The sequence below is a fragment of the Desulfurellaceae bacterium genome (genome assembly GCA_021296095.1).
Classification (GTDB): domain Bacteria; phylum Desulfobacterota; class Binatia; order Bin18; family Bin18; genus JAAXHF01.
Map to the genome: position 1 here is coordinate 1 of JAGWBB010000036.1, position 24,211 is coordinate 24,211.

Consider the following 24,211-nt stretch of genomic DNA (forward strand, 5'->3'; position numbering starts at 1 on the left):
CATGCGCGATATTGCCGCTGGCGAGGAGCTGACCCACGACTGGGCGATGACCGACGACGAGCCGGATGAAATGGAGTGCCGCTGCGGAGCGGTCAACTGCCGCAAAATCGTCACCGGCCAGGACTGGCGACGCAAGGACCTGCAGGAAAAATACGCTGGCTATATGTCGTGGTATCTGCTTGAGAAGATCGAGCGCGAGACGCCGGACGAGAACCGGGCGTGATGAAAGAGCGGGCCGGAGACGCCCCCTTGGAGCGTCTCTGATCTCCCCACCGACCGCTACGGCCGGACTTCGTAGTAGGCGTTGATGGGGTTGTTGAAGTCGTGCTGCTTGAAGCGGCTGAAGCCAACCTGGCCGACCATCCTGCGCGCCACCGGCTCGGTAAAGCCGAGCGTGCCCAGCCCCTCGCCATCGGGCTCGGACATGGCCGAGGACATGCAGCACAACACCGAAAAGCCGTAGAACATGGCAGCCAGGGGATTCTGCTCCAGGTTTTCTTCAAAGGTCGGCAGGCTGTGGATGTCGGCAATCAGCCACGTCCCGTCCGGCTTGATGGCCTGATAGATGGCCTGCATGACCGGGGTCGGATTGGCCATGTCGTGCAGGCAGTCGAAGGTCGAGATGAAGTCGAAGCTGTGGTCGTCGGGGATGGCATCCCCGTTGGCGTCGTGAAAGCTGACGTTCGACACTCCGGCCTGAGCCTTTTTCTCTTCGGCCCGGGCCAGGGCGTATTTGGAAATGTCATAGCCGTGAAAGTCCGACTTGGGGTAGGCCTTGGCCATCTCAATCAGGGCCACGCCCGAACCGCAGCCCACGTCTGCCGCTTTTGCACCGGCTTCAAGCTTGGACACGACGCCGTCGAGCTGGGGCAGGGCGCGGGGCACCAGATGCGCCCGGAACCACGGCGCGATCAGCCGCTCGACCCCCCGTGCGCCCTCAGGCCCGAAAGCGTCATACGGCAGACCCAGGCCGGTTTTGAACGATTCGGGCAGTTTTTCCAGGACCGCCATCTGCTGCGGCAGAGCGCAAAACCCACCTGCGGCAAAGGCCGGGCTATTCTCGTTGGCCAGGACCAGGGCGGCTTCCGGCGACAGCTCAAAGCGTCCCTGGCCCCGATATTCGAGCAGCTTGGCCGTGGCCTGGCCCTGTATCCACTCCCGAATCCAGCGCTCGTGCAGACCCGTCTTGTCGGCCAGCTCCTGACTCGTCATCGGCCCGGCGTCTTCCAGCGCCCGGTACAGCCCCATCCGGTCGCCCAGATACACCATGCCCGACATCACGGCGCCGCTCAGCAGGCCAAAAACGTTTTCGGCGATTTCCTGAACTTTCTCGCGGTCAATCTCTTGTTTGTATCCAGCCATAGTCTGCCTCCAGAAAGGGTGATCGTGATGTCCTTGCAGGTCTGATCTGTTGTCACGCTCACCCTTCGTGTCATTTCCCCTCAGGGTCCTCTCTATTTGACCTGCCGTCCGCCCTCTGTCAACGCACCGGCGACTTTCGTATACTTTCTCCATGGCGTTCTTCGAGGTCGTCGATCAGGTAGCCAGTCTGTTAGCCCAGCGTCAGCGGGTTTCCTACCGCTCGCTGCAGCGCGAGTTTGATCTGGATGACAGCGCCCTTGAAGCGCTCAAAGTCGAACTCATCAGCGCCCAAGGGGTGGCCAAGGATGAAAATGGTCTGGTGCTGGTCTGGTGCGATCGAGCGGACCAGGCAAGGCCGGACAACGGTCAGGGCCGGCCGGTCACGCCCGAGGCCGAGCGGCGCCAACTGACCGTCATGTTCTGCGATCTGGTGGGTTCGACCGCCCTGTCGGAGCAGCTCGACCCCGAAGACCTGCGCGAAGTCATCCGCGCCTACCAGGAACTGTGCGCCGGGGTCATCCAGCGTTTTGACGGCTATATCGCCCAATATCTGGGGGATGGCCTGCTGGTCTATTTTGGCTATCCGAGGGCGCACGAAGACGAACCTCTGCGGGCGGTATGGACCGGGCTGGGCATTGTAGAGGCCCTGCCGCAACTCACCTTTCCCCACCTGCCGTTTCCGCTTCGGGTCCGGATCGGTATCCATACCGGCCGGGTCGTGGTCGGCGAGGTCGGGGTTGAGGGGCGGGCCGAGCAGCTGGCAATCGGTGAGGCGCCCAATATTGCGGCGCGCTTGCAGACGCTGGCGGAACCCGACTCGGTGCTGATCAGCGCCACGACCTACCGCCTGGTGCAGCGCGTGTTTGACTGCCAGGATCGCGGCAGCCACAGCCTCAAAGGCATCTCCGCCGCGCTGCACGCCTACCGCGTGGTGGGTGAGCACCCCTCCCGAACGCGGTTCGCTTTCACTACTGACACCACGGGTTCGGGCCAGACGCCGGCCCTGGTCGGTCGTGACACGGCCGTCGCCTTCCTGCGCGAGCGCTGGGAGCGGACCACACGCGGGGCTGGGCAGCTCGTGCTGCTGAACGGCGTGGCGGGGATCGGGAAGTCACGCCTGGTCCAGGCCATGTCCCAGCAGCTCGAAGCTGACGAGGCGACCCGGATTACTGTGCGCTGCTCACCGTATGACCAGAACAGCGCGCTGGCACCGCTGATCGATCTCCTGGAAAGAGCCCTGGCGTTTGAGCCGTCCGACACCGGTCCGACCAAACTTGCCAAACTCGAACAGGCCCTGGCCCGCTACCGTTCTCCAGACGCCGAGACGCTGGCCCTGTTTGCCAACCTGCTGTCCCTGCCCCCGCCCGACTCTGTTCCAACCCCACGCCTCAGCCCACAGCGGCAGAAACAGAAAATCATTCAGGCCTTTGTCAGCTTCCTGCTCGAAGAGGCCGAACTTCAGCCGGTCTACTGTGTATGGGAAGATCTGCACTGGGCCGATCCCTCGACCCTCGAGTTCTTCAACGCCTATCTCAACCGTCTGCCACACAGTCGCACCCTGGTAGTTGGCGTCTTTCGCCCCGATTTCTCCCCGCCCTGGGAAGCCGGCCCATTTCTGCACACTCTCAGCCTGGACCGCCTCAGCCCGGCCCAGGTCGAAGAGTTGGCGCTGCACGTGTGCGACGGCAAGCCTCTCCCGCCCGCCGTTCTCCACCAGATTCGCAGTCGAACGGACGGCGTCCCCCTCTTTGTTGAAGAACTCACCAGGATGTACATCGAGTCCGGCATTGTCCAAGAGGCCGACGGCCACTACGAACTGACCGGTCCACTGCCCTCGCTCGGGATTCCGACTACCCTCCAGGATTCGCTTGAGGCACGGCTCGACCGACTCGCGGTCGGCAAAGAGACCGCTCAGCTGGGCGCCACCCTGGGTCGAGACTTCTCCTACGCCTTGATCCAGACCGTCTCCCCCCTGGCCGAAGACCGACTGCAAGAAGAACTCGCCTGCCTGGTCGATGCAGACCTGCTCGCGCACGACGGCTTCCCGCCCCAGGCCCACTACACCTTCCGCCAGACCCTGATCCAGGAGAGCGCCTATCAATCCCTGCTCAAGAGCAGGCGGCAAGCCTACCACCGCCAGATTGCCCTGGCCCTGGAAGACCGTTTTCCCGAGACCGTGCAGACCAAGCCCGAGCTGATCGCTCACCACTACACCGCAGCCGGGCTGGCCGAGCCGGCGATTTCGTACTGGCAGCGGGCCGGACAGCGCGCGACCGAGCGTTCCGCCAACGCCGAAGCTACCCGTCACCTGACGACGGGCCTGGAACTCCTCGACACGCTGCCCGACTCGGTCCGGCGTCGGCAGCAAGAGCTGAGCTTACAGATCGACCTGGGAACGCCGTTGACCGCCACCCGGGGCTATGCCGCTCCAGAAGTTGAAGCCCTGTATACGCGGGCGCTGGAGCTGTGTCGCGCCCTGGACGAAACGCCCCAGCTGTTTGTCGTCGTCTTTGGCCTGTGGCGATTTTATCTGGTGGCCGGCCGGCTGGACATTGCCCGCGAACTGGCCGAGCAATGTCGGCGTCAGGCCGAGAGCGTCGGGACGCCGGGGGCGCTGCTGACCGCCCACCTCAGCCTGGGCCTGACCTTGAACGCGTCGGGCGAACTGGCTGCGGCGCAAGAGCATCTGGAGCGCAGTCTGCGCTTCTACGATCCTGAGCGGCACCGGCCGGACCGGCCCGAGGGCGCGCATTTTGGCCAAGACCCACAGGTTCTGAGTCTTGCTTTCCTGGCAAATTTGCTGTGGTTGCGCGGCTACCCGGACCAGGCTCTGGCCCGAAGCCAGCAGGCCCGACAGGCCGCCCACAACCTGGCCCACCCGTTCAGTTCGGTCTTAGCCCTGGAATTTGTGGGAACAGTCCATCGCTTCCGGGGGGAATACGCGGCCGCCCACGAATACGCCCGCGCCCTTATCGACCTGGCCCAAGAACAGGGCTTTGCCTTTTGGGTCAGCCTCGGACAGCTCGCCCACGGCTGGGCGCTGACCGACCAAGGTCGCGTCGAAGAAGGCCTGGGCCTGGTTGAGCGGGCAATGGCCGCTCTGCATACCATAGGCCCACACCAGCAGCGCTCGTTTGTCTTTTGTCTGTGTGCGGAGGCGTATCGCAAAGGCGGCCAGCCGGCCCAGGGACTGGCCATCCTCGAACAGGCAATTACCCACACTGACCAGGCCGGCGAACGTTCGCAGCAGGCCGATTTATTCCGCCTCAAGGGCGAGCTGCTGTTGGAGCAGGCCACCCGAGACGGGCAGCTGGCGAACGGGCAACGCGTCGCTCCCCCGGCTCCCGTGGTCGAGGCTGAGGCGTGCTTTCAGCGGGCGATCAGCATTGCCCAGCGCGACGGAGCCAAGTCGCTTGAACTGCGCGCTGTCGTCAGCCTGAGCCGGCTGTGGAAAGACCAGGGTCGGGTGGAGGCTGCCCAGCGGCGGCTGGCCGCAATCTACGACTGGTTCAGCGAAGGCTTTGAGACGGCCGACCTGCGCCAAGCCAGAAACCTTCTGACACAGCTGGGACAGTAGTCGCATCGGCACGACGCGAGGCGCGGGTGAGACGAGTTGCCGGATGAGTCAGGACTTTTCGGCGCCTTTTGCCCGGCGGTTTCTGGTCTGCTATGCATGGGCCTGAGCAGGCCCGCCGATAAGGAGGACGCAGGATGTCCACGGAAAACTCGGACGGCTTTATCGCAGCACTGCGCGGCTATATGGCCCAGCAGGAAAAAGCGCCCCTGTACGGCGCCCATTTCTATGCCGGGGTGATGGCCGGCAGCCTGGACCGTCAGGCGCTCAAAAAATGGGCCATCCAGCACCACTATCGCACCGGACACCACATTCGGGCCTTTGGCGGGATTTTTCTGAACACGGGCTTGGGACCAATCGATCAAAAGATCCGACGCCATATTGTGGAGAACCTGATTGACGAGGAGACGGCGATGGGCCGTGGCGACGACGCGCACTGGCGGCTGGCCCGGCGGCTGGCCGAAGCCCTGGGCGCCAGCGCGGCAGAGCTGTCCCATCCCCAGGTCGCCCGGGCCGCCCTCGAGTATGTCGAGTGGGTCATTGAACTCGGGCGCCGGGAGTACGGCTTGGTGACCCTGGCGGCCATGTCGATCGGTGGAGAAAGCCGCCGGGAGAACTCCACCGCCCGGCTCGTGCAGGGCCTGACCGAGCACTACGGCCTGAGTCGCCACGACCTGGAGTTTTTCTACGCCCACATGGGCGAGGCCGAGGCCCACGGCGAGCCGGTCTACGAGTTGGTGCGGGAGTACGCCACCACCGCCCAGCGCCAGGAGAAAATCCGGACCGCGCTGGCAAACTGGTGCGAGAAGTTTCGGGCTGCCCAGGAAGGTATTCTGCGGGTGGCGATGGGAGAGGAAGACGGCGTGGCCGCCGCCTAGACCTAACTGTCAGGAGAGATCGCGTATGGACTACGGTATTGTTCTGCCCCATTTTACGGCGTTTGCAAGCGAAGACCCGGCCCACAGAATCGCCACCGCAGCCGAGGCGGCCGAGGCGCTGGGCTACAGCACAATCTGGGTGGCCGACCACCTGGTGTTTCCGGCCAAGATGGAGGGCGGCTATGCCTTTAACCCGGACGACCCGTTTCTTGAGCCGCTGAGCGTGCTGGCCGCCCTGTCGCTCAAAACGACCCGGATCAAGCTGGGTACCGCAGTCCTCATCCTGCCCTATCGCCATCCGCTGGCCACGGCCAAAACCCTGGCCACGATTGACGTGCTGTCCGGCGGACGCACGGTCGTCGGGGTGGGCGCCGGCTGGCTGGAGCAGGAGTTTGACGCCCTGGGGGTGTCGATCAAGGAACGCGGCAGCCGCACCGACGAGACGATTGATATTATGAAAGCGGCCTGGACCCAGCCGGTGGTCAACTTCAGCGGCAAACACTTTGAGATTGCCGATATCAAATGCCTGCCCCAACCGGTCCAGACGCCACGGCCACCGGTGCTGATCGGCGGCATGACAAAGGGCGCTCTGCGACGGGTGGCCCGCCGCGGCGACGGCTGGATCGCCATGGGTAATAGCCCGGAGGCGCTTGAGGCGCCGCTGGAGACCCTGGCTGAGCTGACCGAGCAGGCTGGCCGCAGCATGGCCGACCTCCAGCTGTGCATGCTGCCCCTGGCGGCGCCCAGCCTCGATCAGCTTTTGGACGATCTGCCCGGCTACGAGAAACTCGGGCTCCAGCATGTCTACCTGTCCTTCCGGGCCTGGACGAACGACTTCTCCGAGCTGATGCGCCTGATGGAGCGCTTTGCCCGCGAGGCGGGGCTCGGCAGCTGAGGGCGGGAGGACGCGCCATGGATGGCCAAGCCAACGGCAAAATCTGGCACACCGATTATCCTGAACTCGGCACCGGGCCTATTCCAATCGAACCCTGCGTGTCACCCGCCTACTTTGCCCAGGAGCGCGAAAAAATTTTCAAGCGCTTCTGGCTGAACGTCGGACGGCTCGAGCAGCTCCCACAGCCCGGGGACTATTTTGTCAAAGACCTTCCGGTGTGTCAGACCTCGGTCCTGGTCGTGCGCGGTCGGGACGGTCGTGTGCGGGCCTTTCACAACATGTGCTCCCACCGCGGCAACAAGCTCGTCTGGGACCGGGGCGGTCGCTGCCAGGCGCTGACCTGCAAGTTTCACGGCTGGTCATACGGGCTGGACGGCGGGCTGCGCTTTGTGCCGGACGAAGCCAACTTTTTTGGGCTGGAGAAAAACCGACTCGGCCTGAGCCCGATTGCGAGCGAGAGCTGGGAAGGCTTTCTCTTCGTCAATCTGAGCCCCCAGCCGCACGAAAGCCTGTCACAACAGTTGGGCGAGCTGGGCGCCGGTCTGACAGGCTACCCGTTTGACAAGCTGCGCACGTGTTTTGCCTGGACGACCGAGATCAAGGCCAACTGGAAGGTCATCAAAGACGCCTTTCACGAAGCCTACCACGTACCGTTCATCCACCGACGCTCGCTGCCCGACTCGTTTACCAGCAGAGACAACCCGTATGCCCACGCCTTTGCCTTTCAGCTCTATAAGCGCAACCACCGCATGTCGGTGTTCGGCAACCCCGAGCACAAGCCGTCAGCGGTCGAGCTGCTGGCCCATCGCTTCGGCTCGTCCATCGTCAACCGCGACTGGGACATGGAGCGGCTGCCGCCGGGCGTGAACCCGACCCGCAGCCGCTTCTGGGCTTTTGACGCCAATATGCTCTTTCCGAACTTCGATGTGTTCGTGTTCGACGGGACCTACCTGACCCATCAGTTCTGGCCGCTGGCGGCAGACCGGACGCTGTGGGAAGTCCGCACCTATTTCCCCCAGGCCGACAACGCGGCCCAGCGTTTCAGCCAGGAGTACAGCAAGGTGTTGCTGCGCGATGCGCTGCTCGAAGACGCCAGCACCCTGGAAGCCACCCAGTCGATGCTGGCCTCAGGCGCAAAGACCCACTTTGTCCTGCAAGACCAAGAGCTGCTCGTCCGTCACGCCCACACCGTTATCGAAGAGATTGTCGGGTTTTATGCAGACTAGAAAGAGACCATACATGGCCGAAACCGTCAAAAACGTATCCGCCTCGTATTTCAAAGCCCATTGTCTGGCTATCCTTGACGAAGTCGCCAAGACGGGTCTGCCGCTTATCGTCACCAAACGAGGGAAACCGCTCGCCAAACTTGTTCCGCTCGATTCTGCCGAGCCTCCGAACCTGCTCGGCAGTGTACGCTACAAACGCGAGCAAGACTTGCTGTCTCCCGTTAGCGAGTCCTGGGAAGTCGAGCAGTGATTGTCCTCGACACCCACGCCTGGATTTGGTGGGTGAGTGATCCGGCTAAGCTGTCTCAAAAAGCACAGACTACAATCACCGACGCAACGACGATAGGCATCTGCCCGATCAGCTGCTGGGAAATTGCCACAAAGGTTGCGCAGGGCAAGCTGACGCTTGACCGAGAGGTTCGTGTCTGGATGCGGCAAGCTTTGGCCCGTCCCGGTGTGACGCTTGTGACGCTGTCTGCCGATATCGCTATCACGGCCGGGCAACTCGGCCAGCACGGCTTTCACGGAGACCCTGCTGACCGACTGATTGTGTCGAGCGCTCTGCAGCACGGGGCTGAATTAGTCACCAAAGATAGACATATCCGAGCATTTCCGCTCATCCGAACAGTCTGGTGACACTCTGGGTTATTTGAACAAGAGCAGGCCCAGCAGGGCGACCGCGAAATAGGCGGCAATTACCGCCGCTCCGCCATAGTCCTGGGCCAGCCGCTGGCCAAAGAAGAGACTCAGCAAGGCCAGGGTGGCAACAATAATGCCCCACACCGCCAGGCCACCGCCCAGGCCGAACAGGACTTGCACAGCCCCGATGGCGCACAGGATCCCGGCCGCCGACTCGACGACCGTGATCGCCCAGAACATCGGCGTCACCGTTCCGGCCAGGGGACTCTTGGAAAAATGGCCGGTCAGAAACTCGAGGTTGCCCGCACTGTCCATCCACTTATCGGCTGCGGATTGCAGAAAAGCCACGGCAAAAAACGCGGTGACGGCGAACTGTCCAAACCACACGGGATCCATGCTGTCCTCCTTTTTCTCCTCTTTCTCCTCAGAACCGGCTCAGCCGTGTCAGCACCTCAGACAGGCAAGCCTCATACGCGCCGGCCTCGGGATAGCCCGGCGCCGGGGCGATGCCCTGGGCCTGCTTGGCACACTCGAAATTGAACACCCGCAGCAACCACAGCACCTCATACAACGCAAAGGCCAAAGACTCAACGATGGCCCGCCCGGCGTCGCCGTAGCCCTCGACAAAAGCCCCGAACAGCGTCGCCTGGGGGGACAGCAGACCGGCGGTGTTCTTGGCCGTCCAGTACTTCATCTTCACAAAGTCCAGGGCTGGCGCGTCAACCACGGCGTTGTCCCAGTCGATGATGGCGGTCAGCCGGCCGTCCGCAGTCAGGATATTGCCGGGCGAAAAATCGTTATGCACCAGGCACGGCCTCACCTCCAGGGTGTCGGGCAGACGCAGCCCGGCCGCAGCCTCGGCAAGCCTTGCCGGCAGGTGGCGGCGGGCGGCGTCGAGTTCTTTGCCGAGGGCCTGAGGAAAGCGTTCGGCCCAGGCCAGCGGCTTCTTTCCAACAGACGGAAAATCGGCATACCAGGCCTCAAATCGAACGGTGTGAATCTGGGCCAGGGCTCGGCCGGCGGCACGGTACAGGTGTGGGGCCGGCGTGTCCCAGAGGGGCGCGCCGTCTACCCAGTCGTATACACAGTAGGGGTGGGCCAGGATCTGCCGGGTCCAGTCGTAGTAGCGCAGCCGGGGCAGAACGGCTGTCGCGCTGTCAAGTGCGCCGCACCGGGCGGTCAACAGGCTGTCGAACAGCCGGACGATGGCAGCGTCGGTAGGCGGCCGCGCACCGGGCTTGAGCAGTGCGGCGACAAGAGCCTCTTTGACCAGGTCCGGCTCGTAGCGGTAGACCTGCTCCTGGGTCCGAAGCCGCAGCCCGTACAGCCGACCTTGACACTCGACCTTGACAATCGTGTTGATATTGCCGGACAGGACGGCGTGGACGTGCAGGGGCGGCCGTCCCGACAGTTGGGCAAAGACGCGCTCCAGCTGCCGGCTGGAAAAGGGCCGGGCTGCGGACGCATCGACCATCAGCGCACCGCAGCCAGCACCAGAGCCGAGTCGTAGTGCTGCTGCTCAATGTCACGCTGGACGACCGCGCTGAAGTGGTCCAAGCGCGCGGCGTCGAGTCCGCACGCGTGTGGATGAAGCGTTTCGAGTTGCGCCATAGCCCGTCCCTCCTTAAGTCTGTTCCGGCCGGTGTCTCAGTCGTGCGGCCGGCTGGCGATCGACGAAGACAGCAGCCCGCCGTCCACCAGCAGGGTTTGTCCCCGAATAAAGTCGGCGTCTTCAGAGCACAGAAAGGCCGTCACCGCAGCGATGTCTTCGGGCCGCCCTACCCGGCCGGCCGCCGTATTGGGGATCACATCGCGTTCGTACTCGGCGTAGGCCGCGTCCCCGCCGGCATACATCTTCGACGAGTCGGTTTCGATCAGGCCGGGATTGATGCCGTTGACCGCGATACCGTGGGGCCCGAGTTCGTGGGCCAGATACATGGTCATGTTTTCCAGGGCGGCCTTGGCCGCGCCGAGCAGCCCGTGTCCGGACAGCATACGCAGGGAGTCAATGCCCGAGACGGTCACGATCCTGGCCGCCCGACCGCGCATCAGCGGCACGGCCTCCTGGACCGCCAGCAGCGAGCCGCTGATCGTCAACCCGAACGTCCGCATCACATTGTGTTCTTTTTGCTGGAGCAGGGGTCGAAAGGCCGTGGCGGCGGCGCTGACGACCAGGATGTCGAGATGCCCATAGCGCTCCTTGACCTGTCGGAACATGGCCCGCACAGCCTCGCCGTCGCTCATGTCGGCCTGCACCGCCAGTGCCTGTGAGCCGAGCCGCTCGATTGCCTCAACCACCGCCTGAGCCTGCTCGGTGTTGCGGCGGTAATTGACCACAATCCGGGCGCCTTCCTCGGCCAGCCGCAGGGCGATCGCCCGGCCGATGCCGCGCGACGAGCCGCTGATCAGGGCGACCTTGTCTGTAAAGCGCATACGCCCTCCTCAGCCGGCCATGGTCAGGCCGCCGCTCACCGACAAGACCTGGCCGGTCACGAAGTCGGCGTCCGGCGAGGCAAAAAAGGCCACCGCGTTGGCGATCTCCTCGGGCTGGCCCAGGCGTCGGAAGGGCACCGCCCGGGTCATGGCCTCGATCACCCGCGCGCCGCGCTCACCCGCGGTGACCTGCTGGAGCAGCGCCGTGTCGGTCGGGCCGGGGCAGACGACGTTGACGTTGACCTGCGAGCGGGCCAGCTCGCGGGCCAGGGTTTTGGAAAAGCCGATAATGCCGGCCTTACACGCCGAGTAGACGGCCTCGCCGGTCGAGCCGACCCGTCCGGCGTCCGAGCTGATCGAGATGATCTTGCCCTGCTTGCGCTCCATCATCTGCGGCGCAACCGTATGACAGAAGTTGATCGGGCCGCGCAGATTAATCGCAATGACCTTGTCCCAGGTCTCGGGGCTGCTCTCGACAAACGGTTCGATTTTGTCCCAGCCGGCATTGTTGACCAGAATGTCGATCTGTCCCCAGCTGTCGGTGACGTGTTGGACACAGGCCCGAACCTGGTCGAGTTGGGTCACGTCGGTGGGCACGGCCTGAGCCTGGCCGCCTGCGGCGGTGATCTCCGTGGCGGTCTGCCGGGCCTCGTCCTCCAGGATATCGGCAATCGCCACCCGGGCGCCTTCTTCGGCCAGTCGGCGGCTGATCGCCCGGCCAATGCCCCGGCTGCCGCCCGTTACCAGGGCGACTTTGTCTGTGATGCGCATCTCTTCCTCCACGGCTTCATGAAAAAGCGGCACCATCCTACCGCAAGGGTTGCTCTATCAGCAATGCACCCCGGACAGATCTTCTTTGCCTACCTTGCTTTTCCCTCCTTGAGCAGGTACTCAGAACGTGGTTTCATGCCGAGGCAGCGAGAGAACTCTCTGCCTAATAGGGATACAGGCAGGGGCAGCGACGTTATGGATGTAGCGCAAGTCCTGGGCTATGAAGGTTCTCCAAACTTTCTTTCGAAGGATGAGGATTTTCCCCACTCCCAGCTAGGATATGTTCTCCGTAAGGCCAGAGAAGAGTGCGGCTTGCAAGGAGTCTATGTTCTCGGGAATGAGACTGGCAATATGCCGACCATCCCCATTGTCTATTTTTGCAAATCCTCTTCGGAATCCGAAGCAGCTCAGATTCACCGACGGATCTGGAACCAGGGACTTGTCCCCTTCGTCTTGGTCCAGACCCCTCAGTGCATCAGACTCTACTCTGGTTTCCACTACAGCCCCCCTGCTGCTGAACAGCAAGAGGAGGGCGTACTCAAAGCAGCCGTTGCCTTCAACAAAGTATCCGATCAGTTAGCTGCTTTTACGGCCCAAGCCATCGATGACGGAACACTCTGGCAAGAATGGGGAGAGCAGATCAATCCCAAAAACCGTGTGGACTGGCGTTTATTAGAAGAGCTAAAAAAGCTCGACGATCATTTGCAAAAACAAGGAGTGGGACAGAATATTTCTCACGCTTTGATTGGAAAGTTTGTGTACTTCCGTTATCTTCGAGATCGAAATATTCTCTCGGATAGGAAGTTAGACAAGTGGCGTATCCCTCCAAAGTCCGTTTTCAGCAGACATGCCACTCGGAAAGGCTTTCTGGCTCTGAACAAGGAGATACAGAAGTGGTTAAATGGCTCAATTTTTCTTCTCGAATCTGACGCATTAGACGACATCTCACCGTCGCTTCTCCAACAAGTCGCTGGGATCTTCTGTGGCGATACGGTAGAGGGCCAACTCCATCTCGATTTTCAGCCTTACGACTTTTCTTTTATCCCTATCGAAACACTTTCCGTGATCTATGAACAGTTTCTTCATCTCCCCGTATATGGGCAAAACGTGACGCGAGGTCGAGAATCTGGTGCCTATTACACACCTCTCCCCTTAGTCGATTTTATACAATCAGAATTGGAGCAGAGACATCCGTTGACGCAGAGCATGAAAGTTCTGGATCCCTCCTGTGGTTCTGGAGCCTTCCTTGTGCAGTGCTATCGCCAACTGATTGAGAAACGGCGATATCAAGAGCAGAGGCAACTCCGTCCCAAAGAATTACGGGACATCCTCACGTCACAGATCTATGGAGTAGATCGGGATGGCGATGCTTGTCATATTGCCGAGATGAGTCTGATCCTCACTTTGCTGGACTATGTCACCCCGCCAGATCTAGAGAGTACCTCCTTCCAATTACCCAACCTTCGGAACGCCAACATCTTCAAAGCCGATTTTTTCGCTCCGGACTCTTTATGGGAAGAAGTGGCTGCAACAAAGAAATTTGACTGGATTATCGGTAATCCTCCCTGGATCAGTTTAAGTAGCCAGCGCGTTAGAGAAGAGGACCGTCCGGTCTGGGAATGGATGCGGGAGAATTATCAAGAAGCACCTACAGGAGGGAATCAAGTAGCAGAGGCGTTTGTCTGGAAAGTTTTACCTTATCTTGAGAAGAATGGGATAGCAGGTCTGGTGTTGCCTGCGATGACCCTATTCAAGAAAGAATCGGCCTCTTTTAGAAAGCAGTTCTTCACCAAGGTGCAGGCCTGGTGCGTAGCAAATTTCTCGAATCTCTCAGAAGTGCTTTTCGCCGGCCGATCGCGTCGCCCATGCCTTACTCTTTTTTTCCAGCGGAAAGAGAATCAGCTCGATACGGACTGGGCCGAATCGATCCTCACGTATTCCCCTTTCGTCATCAACCAAGAGGCCAATCGTCCTAATAGACCGGAAAAGAGGAAAGATACCTGGACGATTACAATCAATGCAGCAGAGGTCCAAGAAGTATCCCTGGATAGAGCAGCGACAGGAGCTACGCTCCCTTGGAAAATTGCGATGTGGGGAAGCTTCCGGGATGGTAAATTATTGGAGAGGATAGAGCGAAAATTTCCTATATTCAGTGACTTCGCAAAGGTTCATGGTTTACACGCCCATCAGGGTCTGGAGCTTCGAGAAGGACCAGAACAATCCCGGGAACCTCTAGAAGTACGGCCAGAATTAGAAGGCAAAAAACGGGCCGATTTCACAAAACTCGGACGGATCGGACGGATCTTTGTTTTTCCAGACTCGGCCGTCCACATTATTCCTAAAGAACTCACCTATGTTCGTAAGGGAAGAGCGGACTTGCCCATGCGCGTCTCTACTCCACCCCATATTCTGCTAGATGTAGGAAGACGTTTTGCCATTTATTCCGACGAGTTTCTCGCTGTTCCCGCTCGTCAGATAGGTATCGCAGCTCAGCCGGGAAAAGAATCTTTGCTCAAGGCGCTCTCTCTTTATCTGAGTTCAGACTTTGTCGTCTATCAGCAATTCTTTACGTCAAGCCAGTGGGGAATCGACACGGATATTGCAACCCTAGACTCCCTGAAGTCTTTGCCTGTTCCTTTGGAAAGGCTCTCTGTAAAGGAAATCCGAGAGTGGGCAGCTTTGAGGGACGCCCTGGCAAAAATATCACCAGCTTCCTTAGAGTCTGAGCTGGAAGAACAAATGGCCTCGAACACGGAACAGGCCCTCACAGACAAAATGGTAGAGCTGAATGAAAGGGTTTTCCAACTCCTTGGGCTGCGAGAAGATGAGAGAATTCTTGTTCAAGATTTTGTTACAACAAATATGCAATGCGTCCAAGGAAAAGTAGCAAAAGCAGCTCTCAATCCACCCTCGAAATCTTTGATGAAGTCATATTTACAACTCCTAAAGAAAGAGCTAGATACGTTCATCGCTGGACAGACAGATGCCCGCCATGAAATTACTGCGTTTCATGACGCGCGTTCCACGATGATCGCTGTCAAGCTAGCTCCACCTAATGCAACGCAACATATAATCCTAAAATATGCCAATGAAGAAATGACCCGCGAATGGACTCGTATCCGTGAACATCTATACCGGCGTCACAGTCAATGGGTTTATTTTAACAGAAATCTTCGGATCTATGACAACGATACGACATATTGTTTCAAACCGATGCATACTCTCCAGTGGACGCGGCGTCAGGCCCTTCTTGATGCTGGCGAAGTCATAGCTGAGACGTTGGTGGCAGAAGAAAACTCATAGAAATGGTAACTGGAAGAGAACGTCAGAATTTATATCGAAGAAGTCTCAGAGAACACGCACACGAGCTTATCACATTAGGTTATCAAGAGCTTTGCGTCGAAAATTTTACAAATAGTGAAGAACCAGAAATCACAAGAAGACTCGTCCGAGCGATGAGAGAAATGACGGAGCGAGACTCTTCCCCTCCCTGGATGGAGCAGTACTCGATACAGCCCGAATCTACTCTAGACGTTCTAGGGAAACGTGCAAAAGAGCTCCCCCGCGTTGATATAGAAGTAGAGCGAGTAGCTCATGGTATCCGTCCTCGTTTTCGTTTCGAGGCCAAAAGGCTGGACGAAAATCATAAAGTAGGATTATACCTTGGTAAGGACGGCCTGGGGTGTTTCACGTCAGGCAAGTATCCACTGACACACCCTGAAGCCGGGATGCTGGGGTATGTTCAAAGCCAAGATGAGGTGGCTTGGGCAGAAAAAATTGAGAAGGCTCTCAGAAGATCTCCCGCCAAGTATTCTGTAACTAACGATGGACAATGGAGACAGCATTCCATCACATCCCGATCCGAGTATACGTATTGCAGCAAACATAGCTGTTCAGCTCGAAAAGAAGATATCACCGTCTTCCATACCCTACTTCGATTCTGTACATGATCGATCTCCGGTCAACGAAGCTCTGCCCCAGACCGAACGTCACGCGTTCTCCCCCGAGCGTCAACTCACAGTCCCACCTGAGCACTTCGTATAGGTCTGTCGCAGTGACGATATTAGGCAGCGTCGGTATTACGAGCGGTGGAGGCGTGAATCGTAATGGTATCGGCGTGATCACTTCCTTCACCCCCAAGAAAGGGGCGCTCAAGCAGTATTTTGGAATCGGGAGTGCCAGGAAAGGCACGGTCGATGTCATGTGGCCCGGTGGAGGTGGAGGACGTAATCGGCTCTACGAAGATAACGTCCTCGCGTTAATCAAATCCTGTAGAATGCCGCCGCATTGGTCCCCAGGATTTTGTCCAGCGAGGCGGCCGGCAGGTCTGACAGCAGGCCGCGCATGGTCTGGATGGGCTGGGTAAAGCCTTCGGCGTGCGGGTAGTCCGAGCCGACAAAGAATTTCTCGTCGCCCACAAACTGGACAATGAATGGCAGCAGCTTTTCGCTCGGGTCGGCATTGATCCAGATATTGCGGGCAAAATACTCCCGGATTGGCCGCTTCATCTGCGAGGTGTGGCGCATATACTGATAGCGGTAGTCAAAGCGCTCAATCCACTCGCCGACCCAGCTGCCCATCGACTCGACGGTCGCTACCCGCAGCTCGGGGAAGCGCTCAAACACCCCGTCGTACACCATTGTGCTGAGCGACATGCGCGGGTCTTGGATCACGTTCATCGAGATGAACATGAAGCCGGGATTGCGGTGTTTATACCAGGCGCTGCCCAGGTATTCCTTGTTGCCGGCGGGATGAATAGTCACCGCGACATTCGCGTCCCGGGCGGCCGCCCAAATCGGGTCATAGTCCGCATGGCCAAAGCTTTTACCCGCCACCGGCGCCGAGCCGAGCATGATCGAATGGGCGCCCAGCTTGGCCACCCGCTGAACCTCGTCGACGGCCAGGGCGGGATCGCGGAGCGAGATATGGGCCGACGGAAAGAGACGGTCCAGACGGCCTGCACACACCTCAAACGCCCAGGTGTTGTAGGCCCGGCACAGCGCTGCGGCCAGCCCGGGATCTTGCACTTCACCCTCCCACAACAGCCCAAGGGTCGGAAACAGAACTTGGTAGTCAATGCCCTCGGCATCGAGAAACTGGACCCGTTTGTCCATGTTCTGCCAGTCGCCGCCGCTCATCAGCGAACGGTCAAACTCGTTGAGCGCGCTGCCGTCTTCCTTCTGCCCATAGCCGACGATGATGCTGAGCATTTCGTCGATATCCCGGCTGCCGAGCCGCATGGGTCGGCCATCGACCAGCATGCGCTGTTTGCCGCTGGCCGGGTCGCGTTCCACGCGCATGGCCCGCTCCCGGAAGGCCGGGTCAATATAGCGTGGGTAGACATCAAGCGGTTCAATAAAGTGGCTATCGCCGTCAACAACTTTCATCTGGTCTCCTTCTTGGGCTGGTGGGCGTGTCTTGCGCCACCCGGCTGTTGGTGCGGCTGGGGTGGGAGGGCGCGACGCTCAGCACTGCCCCGGAGGCGTGCGGGAGGGGAGCGTCAATCGACTTCATGCAGGCGACCGGTCTCCACGTCGTAGACAAAACCGCGTATCTGGTCCTTCACCGGCACGAAGGGGCTGGCCATGATCCGACGTATGGATTGACGCACGTCCTCCTCAAGGTCTGGGAAGGCTTCGAGCGCAAAGGCGGGCCGTAAGCCGGTGTCGGCCTCGATCTCGGCCTTCACCTCGTCGTCGCGAAAGCTCAGCATCCCGCACCCGGTGTGATGAATGAGCATGATCTCTCTGGTTCCCAGCAAACGCTGTGAAATGACCAGAGAGCGCAGCACATCGTCGGTCACGACCCCGCCCGCGTTGCGTATAACGTGGGCATCACCCTCCTCGAGGCCCAACAGGCGGCCGGTCTCGATACGGGCATCCATACAGGTAACGATCACGGTCTGCTTGCCGGGCCGGACTGGCACCTCGCCTTTCTGAAACTGCTCGGCATAGCGGGCATTATTCGCCAGGAACGCATCGGTCGATGACATGAAACAACTCCTCAAGAACTGGCCACCCCTGCTGGGGGTATGCGTCTGGTCTACAAAGCGGCACCCAGGAAAGCAAGAGGCATAGCGGGGACGCGCCGATTCGGCCGTGCGTGAGCGGACAGCAGCAATCGCGCACCGCAAACCGCCCCGCCCCTTGGTCTGGCCCGGTTTCGTTGCTAGCCTCGGCTCAGCTTGCGTACCCCTCTCCATCCCTCAAGGTCCCAGCCGTCTGCGGCGCGCTGGGGCGCGGAACAGTGGACCCTGGTGGCCACGATTCTGGGCTCCGGCATGGTGTTTGTCGACGGCAGCGTGGTGAATATCGCCCTGCCGGTCGTGCAGCGAGAGCTTCAGGCGACGCTCAGCCAGGCCCAGTGGGTGGTGGAGGCGTATGTCCTGTTTCTGGCCTCACTGCTGCTGGTCGGCGGTGCGCTGAGTGACCGGTTGGGACGCCGACCGAGCTTTGCCGCCGGGATCGGCGTGTTCACGCTGGCGTCCCTGGGGTGTGGTCTGGCGCCCGACATCCAGACCCTGATCGCCGCCCGGGTCGGGCAAGGCGTGGGCGGCGCCCTGCTGGTCCCGAACAGCCTGGCGCTGCTCAGGGCCGCCTTCTCTGACCGGCAGCGCGGCCGGGCGGTTGGCACCTGGTCGAGCGGGATTGCGATCTCGTCGGCCCTGGGTCTTGTTGTGGGCGGCTGGATTGTTGACCACGGCTCGTGGCGCTGGGTGTTTTTTCTCAATGCGCCGCTGGCCCTGGTTGTCCTGAGCGTGGTGTACTGGCGCATCCCCGACAGCCCGGTTGGCGCGCCGGTTGGCAAGCTGGACTGGCCCGGCGCGCTGCTGGTCACGCTGGGGCTGGGCAGCCTGGTCTACGGTCTGCTCGAAGCCCCGCAGCTCGGTTTCCGCCATCCGTTCGTGTTCGGGGCGCTGACGCTGAGCGCCGGCGTCCTGGCCGGGTTTCTCCTGGTCGAGCGCTCCAGCCCGGCCCCCATGCTGCCGCTCGGCCTGTTTCGGTCACGCACGTTCCGGGGGGTGAATCTGCTCACCCTGCTGCTGTACGCCGCGCTGGGCGGCAGCCTGTTCTTTTTGCCGTTCTGCCTGATTCAGGTCCACGGTTATTCCGCCACCCAGGCCGGGGCGGCATTTCTGCCGATGAGTGCCATCATGTTTACCGGCTCGCGCTGGGCCGGCGGTCTGGTGGCTCGCTACGGCGCCCGGCGGCCGCTGCTGATCGGGCCGTGTGTGGCGGCCGGCGGCTATGCCGTCCTGGCCCTGCTGGGCCATGAGAGTCGCTACTGGAGCGGTTTCTTTCCCGGCATCGTGGTGGTGGCGACCGGCATGATGATCACCGTCGCGCCGCTGACCAGCACCGTGCTGGGCGCGGTTGACCAGCGCTACGCCGGCCTGGCCTCGGGCCTGAACAGCGCGGTCTCACGGACGGCCAGCCTGCTGGCCATCGCCGTGTTGGGCATTGTGGCAGTCAGCGTGTTCAACGCCCAGCTCGACCGGCGGCTGGACGCGCTTCAGGTTCCAGCCCACATTCGACACCAGCTCGATGTCGAGCGCGCCAAGCTGGCCGCAGCCCAAGCCCCGGCCGGTTCCGATGAACAGCTTCGTTCGGCCCTGGAGGGGGCGATTGACGACTCTTTTGTGACGAGTTTTCAGTGGCTGATGGCGATTGCCTCGGGCTTGGCCTTGCTGAGCGCGGGCAGTGTGTGGTGGCTGATCGAGGATACCGGACCGGACCACACGGACGTTTCTCTGACGTAGCACCAAAGAGCTGAACAGTCGGCTTTCCCCCCGATTCGGTCATACTCAGGCGTCCAAAGCGGGCGCGACGCTCAAGTTGCGCGTTCATAGCCTGCCAAATTCCTCCTTCACCCTCCCCTTGGCTGCGGCTGCCCGATGGTTATAATAAGCGCCGTTCAGGAGACTCCATGTTGTCAGATCACTACCAGCGTCCGCTCAAAGACCTGCGCATCTCGGTGACCGACCGGTGTAATTTTCGCTGCACCTACTGCATGCCGCTCGATGAGTACGAGTGGCTGGAGAAGAGCGAGGTCTTATCCTTTGAAGAAATCACCCGGGTGGTGCGCCTGTTCGTCCGACTGGGCGTGGAAAAGGTCCGTTTGACCGGTGGCGAGCCCATGGCCCGGCGGGACCTGGAGAAACTGATCGCCAAACTGTCGGCCCTGGAAAACGCCCCGGAACTGTGCCTGACGACGAACGGCTCACTGCTGGCCGACAGAGCCGCCGACTTCAGAGCGGCCGGCCTGCGCCGCATCAACGTCAGCCTCGACTCGCTGCGGCCCGAGCGCTTCCGTCAGATCACCAAGCGGGGCGATCTCAGCAAGGTCGTGGACGGCCTGTTTGCCGCCCAACGGGCCGGCCTGTCTCCGATCAAGATCAACGCGGTCATCGAACGCGGGGTGAATGACGACGAGATCCTCGACCTGGTCGCCTTTGCCCGCGAGCACGGCTTTGCCCTGCGGTTCATTGAATTCATGGATGTCGGCAACGCCAACGGCTGGCAGTCCGACAAAATCGTCACCAAGCAGGAAATCCTCCAAACGATTCAGGGCCGGTTTCCGCTGCGCGAGATCGGCCGCGACAAGGGCAGCGCGCCGTCGGTCGATTATGCCTTTGTGGATGGCGACGGTGATATCGGCGTAATCGCCTCGGTCAGCGAGCCGTTCTGTACCAGCTGCACCCGGGCGCGTCTGACCGCCGACGGCAAGTTTGTGACCTGCCTGTTTTCCAACACCGGTTATAACCTGAAAGCCCTGCTGCGCAACGGCGCCTCGGATGACGATGTCCTGGCCGTCCTGGGCCGCATCTGGGGCACACGTCGGGATCGCTACTCGGAAGAGCGGCTGGCCGCACTGCGGTCCGCCGCAGGCTACGACCCGAAAGAACACAAAAAGATCGAAATGATCAGTCTGGGCGGCTGAGCTTCCAGCGCGCCCAAAACCAGCGCTAAAATCTGGTCGTCAGCTCCGGCATGACCGCCAGGGTCTTGAGGTCGTATACACTGACCTCCCCGCCCCCGCGGTTGTCGGCGAGCTGCAACAGCCCCACCGTTCCGGGTTGGGCCGCATAGTTGTGGGGAAAGGTCGGGCTGCCGGGATTGATGACCAGCACCTGGCCGTGGCGCTTGACGCCTTCAACATGGGTGTGGCCGCACACGATGAAATCGGTGGGACCGTCAAAGTAGAACTCCATGGTGCGTTCGATGGGCCACTGGGAGAAGTCCTCGGGATCCAACACATCGTGCACCAGCCCGATCCGATAGCCGGCCGCGCTGGTGACCGCAGCCTCGCGTAGGCGCGGGTCGTCGGGGACAACCGGGCGACCGCCCGAGCCGTCGTCGCCGTTGCCCCGACAGGCCAGCACCGGGGCGATATCTTCCAGCCAATCGAGCACCTCCAGACAGTGCAGATCGCCGGCGTGGAGGATCAGATCCGCTCCGGCAAAAACCGTGCGCACCTGGCCCGGCAGTTCGGGCATGGCTTCGGGAATATGGGTGTCGGAAATCAGACCAATTTTCATCTGGTGTCTCGCTTCTTGGGGCGACTATATCGGCTGGACAGGCGTTCGGCAACGTGAGATGTAGGGGGGAAGATTTAGGCGAAAGGGGTCGGCGTATGTCGAGCACCGACACGGCACGTCTCGCACTCACGACACTGAGCGAAGAAGAGAGGCTGTTTCAGTCCATGGTCCGGGAGTTTGCCGAGGAGAGGGTCAAACCGCAGGTCATGGACATGGACCGGGCGGCCAAGATCCCGCGCGAGCTGATCGATCGACTGTTTGACCTGGGCGTGATGGGGGTTGAGATCCCGCTGGAGTACGGCGGGGCGGGATCGAGCTTTTTCATGGCGATTCTGGCCATCGAAGAAATGGCCCGGGTCGATCCTGCGGTATCGGTGTGTATCGATGTCCAGAACACCCTGGTCATCAACGCCTTCCGGCGCTGGCTGACGCCGGACCAGCAGGCCCGGTTCCTGCCCCGGCTGGCCACAAACACGGTCGGCAGCTACTCGCTGTCAGAGTCCGGTTCGGGCAGCGACGCCTTCGCCCTGAAAACCCAGGCACGCCCGGACGGCGACACCTATGTGCTCAACGGCCGTAAGACGTGGGTCACTAACGGCGATGACGCGGGGCTGTACATGCTGTTCGCCAACGCCGATCCCGACAAGGGCTATAAGGGCATCACCGGCTTTGTCATCGATCGTGAGATGCCCGGGTTCAGTGTCGGCCGCAAAGAGGACAAGCTCGGCATCCGGGCCAGCTCTACCTGTGAGTTGATCCTGGAAGACGTGCGGGTGCCGCGCGAAAACGTGATCGGCCAGGTCGGCCAGGGCTACAAGGTGGCCATTGAGACGCTGAACGAGGGGCGCATTGGTATTGCGGCGCAGATGATCGGCCTCGCCCAGGGCGCGTTCGACGCGGCCAAAGACTACGCCCTGGAGCGCCAGCAGTTCGGCCAGGCCATCGCCCAGTTCCAGGCCGTGCAGTTTCAGCTGGCCGAGATGGCGACCGAAATCGAAGCCGGCCGCCTGATGGTCTATAACGCGGCGCGGCTGAAAGACGGCGGCCAGCCCTTCCGCCAGCAGGCGGCGATGGCCAAGTACTACTGCTCGCAGACTGCCGAACGGGTGGCCTCGCAGTCGCTGGAAATTTTTGGCGGCAACGGTTTCATCAAAGACTTCCCGGCCGAGAAGTTCTACCGCGACGCCAAGATCGGCAAAATCTACGAAGGCACGTCCAATATTCAGCTCCAGACGATCGCCAAGAACATGTTGGGGAGATAAACACATGGCAGGACCAACCCGTATTGTGACCGACACCATGGCCGGGCTGAAAATGCCCGATTTCGATATCTGGAGTGACTGGGTCTCGACCGTACTGGGCCAGAACCCCGGTCCGTTTACCGGTCCCGGCACCAACACCTACCTGGTTGGCAAGGGCAAGAAGCCGATTTTGCTGGACACCGGTATCGGGCTCGACGTGTATGATCCCCTGCTCAAGCAGGGTCTGGCCGAGACCAAGAACGGCGCCACCGAACTGCAAGAGATCGTCATCACCCACGTGCACCAGGACCACATCGGCGGCACGCCGCACGTCCAGGCCCAGTTCGGCGAGCTGCAGGTGTCCAAGAAAGCCTGGCCGGGCAAGGACGAGGTCCACAATTTCCCGCTCACCTATATCGAGGACGGGGCCAGAGTTGAAACCGACGGGGCCACCCTGCGCGCGATCCATACCCCGGGCCATGCGCGGGATCATCTGTGTTACTACCTGGAAGAAGAAAAGGCCCTGTTTACCGGCGACCTCGTCCTCGGAGCGGGCACGACCGTGATCCCGGAAGAGGGCGGCGGCTTGATCAAGTATCTGCCCTCGCTGCGCAAACTCCTCAAGCTGGACCTGTCGGTCATCTATCCGGCCCACGGCCCGGCCATCCGCGAGCCGTATAAGAAGCTGAACGAGTATATCGCCCATAGAGAGCTGCGCGAACAGCAGGTGCTGGACGCCCTGCGGGCCGGACTGAGCGAGATTCCGGCCATGGTCAAGCGCATCTATGTTGACGTGCCTGAGTTTCTGCACAAGGCTGCGGCCGGCTCGGTCCGCTCACACCTGATCAAGCTGGAAAAGGAGGGGGTGGTCAAACACGACGGCGAGGAGTGGGCCCTGACCTAGCACCTTGTCCGTAGTCATGGCCGACACAGAGACGGGCGCTAACTGAACAACACCTTGGCCAGCTCGGACCGGAAATGCTCGGACAGCTCGCTGCGCGCCCCAACCACGTCAAAGACCTCCAGCATCGCCTTACGCGCGCCGTCGTCCTGAAAGCCGCGATCTTTTTTTACGATCTCCAGATATTCGGTCAGCGCCTCCTGGTATTTGCCCGAGGCGGCCAGAGCCTGGGCCAACTCAAAACGCGCCTCCAGGTCGTCGGGATTGGCCGCCAGCTTGTCCCGGTACTCCTGTTCATTGCCCGCATTTTCCCCGCCCTGCTTGAGGCGAATCTGGGACATCAGCTGCTGGGCGGCGTCCGATTCTGGCGTGTTGAGCGGGATCTTGCCCAGCAGCGCCAGGGCATCGGCGTCGTCCCCACGCTCGACCAGCAGGCGGCTCAGCCCGAGCAAGGCCAGAGGCTGGTTTTCTTCCTTTGACAGCGCCGCCCGATACAGGCTCTCGGCACCCTGGGTTTTGCCCTCCTCTGCCAGCCGCATGCCCTCACGGGCCAGACTCTCGGCCTCGGACGGCAGCAGGTCTGCCACAAACTGGCGGATAGCCGGCTCCGGCTGGGCTCCCAGAAACTCTCCGGCAATGGCGCCGTTGCGGATCGCCTTGACGGCCGGAATGCTCTGGATGGCAAACGCCTGGGCCAGCATCGGGTTGTCATCCACATTGATTTTGGCCAGCACGAACTTGCCGTCCTGCTCT

22 protein-coding genes are annotated in these 24,211 nt (G+C 61.0%); 12 read left to right on the top strand and 10 right to left on the bottom strand.

All coding sequences use genetic code 11. The features are described from left to right. On the top strand, nt 1-223 hold a 223-nt coding region (locus J4F42_10460), incomplete at its 5' end, for a hypothetical protein (GenBank protein MCE2485922.1). Between the two features lie 56 nt (nt 224-279). On the opposite strand, the gene J4F42_10465 is transcribed toward J4F42_10460, so the two are convergent. Next, a complete protein-coding gene (locus tag J4F42_10465; protein MCE2485923.1) occupies nt 280-1,362 on the bottom strand; it encodes a methyltransferase domain-containing protein in 1,083 nt (360 codons plus the stop codon). Between the two features lie 151 nt (nt 1,363-1,513). Here J4F42_10465 and J4F42_10470 point away from each other — a divergent pair, with 151 nt between their 5' ends. The 6 genes from J4F42_10470 to J4F42_10495 all read left to right on the top strand — a co-directional run bounded on the left by J4F42_10470 (nt 1,514) and on the right by J4F42_10495 (nt 8,571). Next, nucleotides 1,514-4,939, top strand: a complete 3,426-nt coding sequence (locus J4F42_10470) for an AAA family ATPase (GenBank protein ID MCE2485924.1) — start codon at nt 1,514-1,516, stop codon at nt 4,937-4,939. A 134-nt stretch (nt 4,940-5,073) separates the two neighbouring features. Next, nucleotides 5,074-5,814 (top strand): iron-containing redox enzyme family protein, encoded by a 741-nt coding sequence (locus J4F42_10475; protein MCE2485925.1) that lies wholly within the window; start codon nt 5,074-5,076, stop codon nt 5,812-5,814. A gap of 25 nt (nt 5,815-5,839) precedes the next feature. Then, a complete protein-coding gene (locus J4F42_10480; protein MCE2485926.1) occupies nt 5,840-6,709 on the top strand; it encodes an LLM class F420-dependent oxidoreductase in 870 nt (289 codons plus the stop codon). A gap of 17 nt (nt 6,710-6,726) precedes the next feature. Then, the gene (locus tag J4F42_10485) at nt 6,727-7,935 is read left to right on the top strand and encodes an aromatic ring-hydroxylating dioxygenase subunit alpha (protein MCE2485927.1); all 1,209 of its coding nucleotides are present in this window, start codon (nt 6,727-6,729) and stop codon (nt 7,933-7,935) included. A gap of 13 nt (nt 7,936-7,948) precedes the next feature. After that, complete coding sequence (locus J4F42_10490) at nt 7,949-8,185, top strand: type II toxin-antitoxin system Phd/YefM family antitoxin (protein ID MCE2485928.1); 237 nt, start codon at nt 7,949-7,951, stop codon at nt 8,183-8,185. Next, nucleotides 8,182-8,571 carry a type II toxin-antitoxin system VapC family toxin gene (locus J4F42_10495; protein MCE2485929.1) on the top strand — a complete coding sequence of 130 codons (390 nt, stop codon included), beginning with the start codon at nt 8,182-8,184 and terminating at the stop codon, nt 8,569-8,571. The genes J4F42_10490 and J4F42_10495 overlap by 4 nt, the downstream gene beginning before the upstream one ends. Before the next feature lie 9 nt (nt 8,572-8,580). Here J4F42_10495 and J4F42_10500 read toward each other — a convergent pair whose 3' ends face one another. The 5 genes from J4F42_10500 to J4F42_10520 are packed head-to-tail and all read right to left on the bottom strand — an operon-like array spanning nt 8,581 to nt 11,778. Continuing rightward, a complete protein-coding gene (locus J4F42_10500) occupies nt 8,581-8,970 on the bottom strand; it encodes a hypothetical protein (protein ID MCE2485930.1) in 390 nt (129 codons plus the stop codon). Between the two features lie 28 nt (nt 8,971-8,998). Continuing rightward, on the bottom strand, nt 8,999-10,048 hold the full coding sequence (locus J4F42_10505; GenBank protein MCE2485931.1) for a phosphotransferase: 1,050 nt from the start codon (nt 10,046-10,048) through the stop codon (nt 8,999-9,001). Next, the gene (locus J4F42_10510; GenBank protein ID MCE2485932.1) at nt 10,048-10,185 is read right to left on the bottom strand and encodes a hypothetical protein; all 138 of its coding nucleotides are present in this window, start codon (nt 10,183-10,185) and stop codon (nt 10,048-10,050) included. Before J4F42_10510 ends, J4F42_10505 begins: the two co-directional genes overlap by 1 nt. Before the next feature lie 36 nt (nt 10,186-10,221). Further along, nucleotides 10,222-11,007, bottom strand: a complete 786-nt coding sequence (locus J4F42_10515; protein ID MCE2485933.1) for an SDR family oxidoreductase — start codon at nt 11,005-11,007, stop codon at nt 10,222-10,224. Nucleotides 11,008-11,016: 9 nt separating this feature from the next. Then, entirely contained in the window at nt 11,017-11,778 is a 762-nt protein-coding gene (locus tag J4F42_10520; GenBank protein ID MCE2485934.1) for a glucose 1-dehydrogenase, read from the bottom strand. Between the two features lie 195 nt (nt 11,779-11,973). Here J4F42_10520 and J4F42_10525 point away from each other — a divergent pair, with 195 nt between their 5' ends. Beyond that, nucleotides 11,974-15,081: an N-6 DNA methylase gene (locus J4F42_10525; GenBank protein MCE2485935.1), complete on the top strand. Its 3,108-nt coding sequence runs from the start codon at nt 11,974-11,976 to the stop codon at nt 15,079-15,081. A 959-nt stretch (nt 15,082-16,040) separates the two neighbouring features. On the opposite strand, the gene J4F42_10530 is transcribed toward J4F42_10525, so the two are convergent. Beyond that, nucleotides 16,041-17,165, bottom strand: a complete 1,125-nt coding sequence (locus J4F42_10530; GenBank protein ID MCE2485936.1) for an amidohydrolase — start codon at nt 17,163-17,165, stop codon at nt 16,041-16,043. A 113-nt stretch (nt 17,166-17,278) separates the two neighbouring features. Further along, nucleotides 17,279-17,770: a carbonic anhydrase gene (locus tag J4F42_10535; GenBank protein MCE2485937.1), complete on the bottom strand. Its 492-nt coding sequence runs from the start codon at nt 17,768-17,770 to the stop codon at nt 17,279-17,281. Nucleotides 17,771-18,034: 264 nt separating this feature from the next. On the opposite strand from J4F42_10535, the gene J4F42_10540 reads away from it, so the two are divergent. Beyond that, nucleotides 18,035-19,537, top strand: coding sequence for an MFS transporter (locus J4F42_10540; protein ID MCE2485938.1), 1,503 nt, complete (start codon nt 18,035-18,037; stop codon nt 19,535-19,537). Nucleotides 19,538-19,704: 167 nt separating this feature from the next. Next, nucleotides 19,705-20,718 carry a GTP 3',8-cyclase MoaA gene (gene moaA / locus J4F42_10545; protein MCE2485939.1) on the top strand — a complete coding sequence of 338 codons (1,014 nt, stop codon included), beginning with the start codon at nt 19,705-19,707 and terminating at the stop codon, nt 20,716-20,718. A 25-nt stretch (nt 20,719-20,743) separates the two neighbouring features. On the opposite strand, the gene J4F42_10550 is transcribed toward moaA, so the two are convergent. After that, complete coding sequence (locus J4F42_10550; protein ID MCE2485940.1) at nt 20,744-21,316, bottom strand: metallophosphoesterase family protein; 573 nt, start codon at nt 21,314-21,316, stop codon at nt 20,744-20,746. 95 nt (nt 21,317-21,411) lie between these two features. On the opposite strand from J4F42_10550, the gene J4F42_10555 reads away from it, so the two are divergent. Both J4F42_10555 and J4F42_10560 read left to right on the top strand, forming a co-directional pair. Continuing rightward, nucleotides 21,412-22,578 carry an acyl-CoA dehydrogenase gene (locus J4F42_10555; GenBank protein ID MCE2485941.1) on the top strand — a complete coding sequence of 389 codons (1,167 nt, stop codon included), beginning with the start codon at nt 21,412-21,414 and terminating at the stop codon, nt 22,576-22,578. Between the two features lie 4 nt (nt 22,579-22,582). Next, on the top strand, nt 22,583-23,461 hold the full coding sequence (locus J4F42_10560) for a beta-lactamase-like protein 2 (GenBank protein ID MCE2485942.1): 879 nt from the start codon (nt 22,583-22,585) through the stop codon (nt 23,459-23,461). 38 nt (nt 23,462-23,499) lie between these two features. Here J4F42_10560 and J4F42_10565 read toward each other — a convergent pair. Next, nucleotides 23,500-24,211 (bottom strand): tetratricopeptide repeat protein (locus J4F42_10565; GenBank protein ID MCE2485943.1); only part of this gene is annotated, 712 nt, incomplete at its 5' end.